Below are 3,341 nucleotides of genomic sequence, written 5' to 3' on the forward strand. Positions count from 1 at the left end.
CTAGGGATAACAGGCTGATCTCCCCCAAGAGTCCACATCGACGGGGAGGTTTGGCACCTCGATGTCGGCTCATCGCAACCTGGGGCGGAAGTACGTCCCAAGGGTTCGGCTGTTCGCCGATTAAAGCGGTACGTGAGCTGGGTTCAGAACGTCGTGAGACAGTTCGGTCCATATCCGGTGCAGGCGCAAGAAGATTGAGAGGAGTCCTCCCTAGTACGAGAGGACCGGGAGGGACGCACCGCTGGTGTACCTGTTATCGTGCCAACGGTAAACGCAGGGTAGCCAAGTGCGGAGTGGATAACCGCTGAAAGCATCTAAGTGGGAAGCCCACCTCAAGATGAGTCTTCTCATGGAGTTATCCAGTAAGGTCACGGGCAGAACACCCGTTGATAGGCGTTAAGTGGAAGTCCTGAGAGGGATGAAGCTGAGGCGTACTAATAGACCGAGGGCTTGACCTCTATTCTTTGATGGTAATTGATGACTTAATTCTATGCAGTCTTCAGGGTTCTTCCCTTACAGCTTTTCTAGGTGTCTATGACGCAGTGGCACCACTCCGATTCCATCCCGAACTCGGTTGTTAAACGCTGCGGTGGCGAAGATATTTGGCGGGTCACTGCCTGAGAAAATAGCTCGATGCCTGGTTAATTTTAAATCAACAAAGCTCTTTTCTCATATCAAGAAAGGGGCTTTTGTTTTTTTTGAGATGAGCGCTTACCACTTTTGTCCTGTTACAGCACTTCCGGATGTGCTCAGGCAATACGCTTTACTTAAGGCTGAAAGATTGGTGGCGTTGCTGAGTTAGAGTATGAATAGGAGGAATAATTTATGCAATGCCGGCGAATGTAAATTAACCCAGATCCGTAATAACGGCCCGAAAAAAGGAAAACAGAACCACATTTATGTCCAATTTGGTCGTCAATTCATCAATGAGTATGAGCAAAGGCGAGGTCAAGCGCGAGAGCATCAAACGTGATTGCCTAAAAATTTATGTCAATGGTATGGGGAAAGCGGGCGATAGAACGAGTTAAGGGAGTTGATCATACCACGATAATAAATTGGGTAAAACAACTCGGAAAACTGTTGTCAGATGGTAAGGATTCAGGTCTCAATTATAGGAATTAAAGAAGGGGTCTGCACAGCCGAGTCAACCATTGCTTTTATAGCTTGGTCAAAAAACTCAATGACAGAACGTCCTTGATGGCGACAAGTTTGTATAACCGTCAATAAATTGGCAGTATCTTGAAACCGTTCCATAGAACGGGAACCTCCACTAATTTTTCTTTTGGTGACGGCTAAACGTAACGTTCGTTCTGCTAAATTATTATCAGGCGGTATTTCTGGATGGTCTAAAAAATACCACCATTGATCAGCTTTCTTCCTCAAGGAGCGTAAAAGTTTCCCGGCTTCCCCTCCGGCTAGCTCAATCCATGAATTAATCGTAAATTCAACTTTTGGTTTAAACTGGGACGTCCAACTCAAGAATTCATCAAGGCTTTGGGAAAGTTGGAATAAAGCATAGTTTTTCAAACCCTCATCTATCAGGCTAATAAATTTTTCTCCAATCTCCTGGTTATTTAAGCCAGGAAGCTTGATTAGTTTCTTGAAGTGACGGCGTAAATGAGCCAGACATTTTTGTTGAGCTTTGACAGCATAACCATTATAGGCGCTATAGTCATCTGAACTAAGTACACCTTCGTAGCAAGAACCCAAAATAGATTCTAATTCCGCACGAGAGCGAGTATCAGCAGCATGAAATAAAGCGAATTTGGTATTGGCAAAAATCCATAACCATTCTTTTACCCCTTTGATTGCCCAAGGCGTTTCATCCGCATGGATATTGGGCTGGGTTTGTTTGACCCACTGTTTGAGCTGGTCAATACTTTGAGTCACTGCGCCATTTATTCTTTCATTGGTGGCTACTAAAGTTCCCACTCCTATTTCTATTTTTCCCAGTTCCCACAACAGTTCTTGTTGTTTTTTGTAGGATAAATGTCCGTAATTATTTATCCATCCTAAAAAAGCTTGCAGTCTGATTCCGATATCTTGTCCCGGTACTATTTCTGGCGACCACTCTGCTGCTTGTGTTTCCCCACACTCGCTGCAAATACACGTATATCTTTGATATTCTACTATTTCTATTGGACTCTCTACTAACTGGGCTACTTGCTGTTTCTCTATTTTGATGGGTTCGCCACTGAATTCGCTTTGACCACAACACCTGCACACTTGCGGTCGTAATATTTCTAATCTATCTACCCGACCAAACCCCTTCCTCGTTTTTCCCGGATGCCCTGGTTGTCCTCCTGGTTTCCGTTTTGGTGTCTCCCTTTCATCTATTTGAGCTTCAAGTTTTTTCTCGCTTTTTTTGAGAAGGTCAGACGATGGTGGCTTTGATGATCTTGTGCTATCTAAATCTCTGCTGATTTTAAGTTTCTCTATTTCCTGTTCTAGTTCTATTACTCTAGATTTTAACTGCTCTATAGCCCTTGCCTGCTCAATGATCATCTCTACCAGTTTCTCTGTCGCTAACTGTTTTAAAATTTCACTGTTGAGTTTGGGTGGCAGTTTTTTTTTCATAATTGCTACATTTTACTTTCCCGTATCACACTTGTCAATACCCACCACCTGAATCCTTAGAGACCTCCACAAAAAGAATGATCCAACAGCTATGTGGGTTTAGCGAAAATTTCCACGAACCATTTTTGAAGATTGGGGAGGCGATTAATCTGGGTTTCAATTTCTGCCATAGCTAATTTGTTGAGTGTAACTCCTGTTGAGTAAATTGTTTCTACCAATGTCACTACTGGATTTTTACCCTTAAATGTGAGACTTTTTGCAAAATTTACTACAGTCTCAACAGTATCAAGTAAACTACCATTCCAATGCTTTTCTAACCAACCAAAACAACGTTCTATCGGGTTATATTTACTATGATATGGCGGATAATAAGCCAGTTGTAACGTCAGTTGAGATGATGTAGCAAAATCTATAATCCGTTTCATATACTGAGTCCGACGAGAATTATTTTCTGGCCCATTATCCTGATTGATGACCAATTTTTGAATGTGACTAAAACGGTGTTTGACCGTTTGCCACCAATTTTTAAGTAAGTCAACTATACAATCAGCCGTTAATTTAGAAGTAACGAAGAATAAAAATAACTCGTTGTACTCAGGCAGAAAAATACCATAGGGAATCACTGTTGATTCAGTCGCAAAATCGTGATCGAGTGCAATAGTTGGTATCCGACTTTTACCACCTCGGTCAAATTCTCCAACTTTGACTGCTGCCTTGGCATCAATGGAGATTCGGAGAGTATTAGGGTCACGATCAGCTTCTGT

General features: G+C 42.5%; 2 protein-coding genes, 2 rRNA genes and 1 pseudogene. 3 read left to right on the forward strand and 2 right to left on the reverse strand.

The features are described from left to right. From QUB52_RS28775 to QUB52_RS28785, 3 genes and pseudogenes are all read left to right on the forward strand, one after another. Positions 1-458 (forward strand): 23S ribosomal RNA (locus tag QUB52_RS28775); the annotation flags it as partial. A gap of 66 nt (positions 459-524) precedes the next feature. Further along, a 5S ribosomal RNA gene (rrf, locus tag QUB52_RS28780) occupies positions 525-642 on the forward strand. Positions 643-805: 163 nt separating this feature from the next. Beyond that, positions 806-1,098: pseudogene (locus QUB52_RS28785) on the forward strand (hypothetical protein); the annotation flags it as partial. Here QUB52_RS28785 and tnpC read toward each other — a convergent pair. Together tnpC and QUB52_RS28795 are read right to left on the reverse strand one after the other, a co-directional pair. Continuing rightward, positions 1,099-2,577 carry an IS66 family transposase gene (gene tnpC, locus QUB52_RS28790; RefSeq protein WP_332975675.1) on the reverse strand — a complete coding sequence of 493 codons (1,479 nt, stop codon included), beginning with the start codon at positions 2,575-2,577 and terminating at the stop codon, positions 1,099-1,101. It lies immediately after the preceding pseudogene. An 89-nt stretch (positions 2,578-2,666) separates the two neighbouring features. Continuing rightward, positions 2,667-3,341, reverse strand: a 675-nt coding sequence (locus QUB52_RS28795; protein WP_332976332.1) for an ISAzo13 family transposase, incomplete at its 5' end; no start/stop codon positions are given.

Origin of the sequence: Microcoleus sp. A6-C6 (genome assembly GCF_036705955.1) — a bacterium.
Taxonomy (GTDB): domain Bacteria; phylum Cyanobacteriota; class Cyanobacteriia; order Cyanobacteriales; family Microcoleaceae; genus Microcoleus.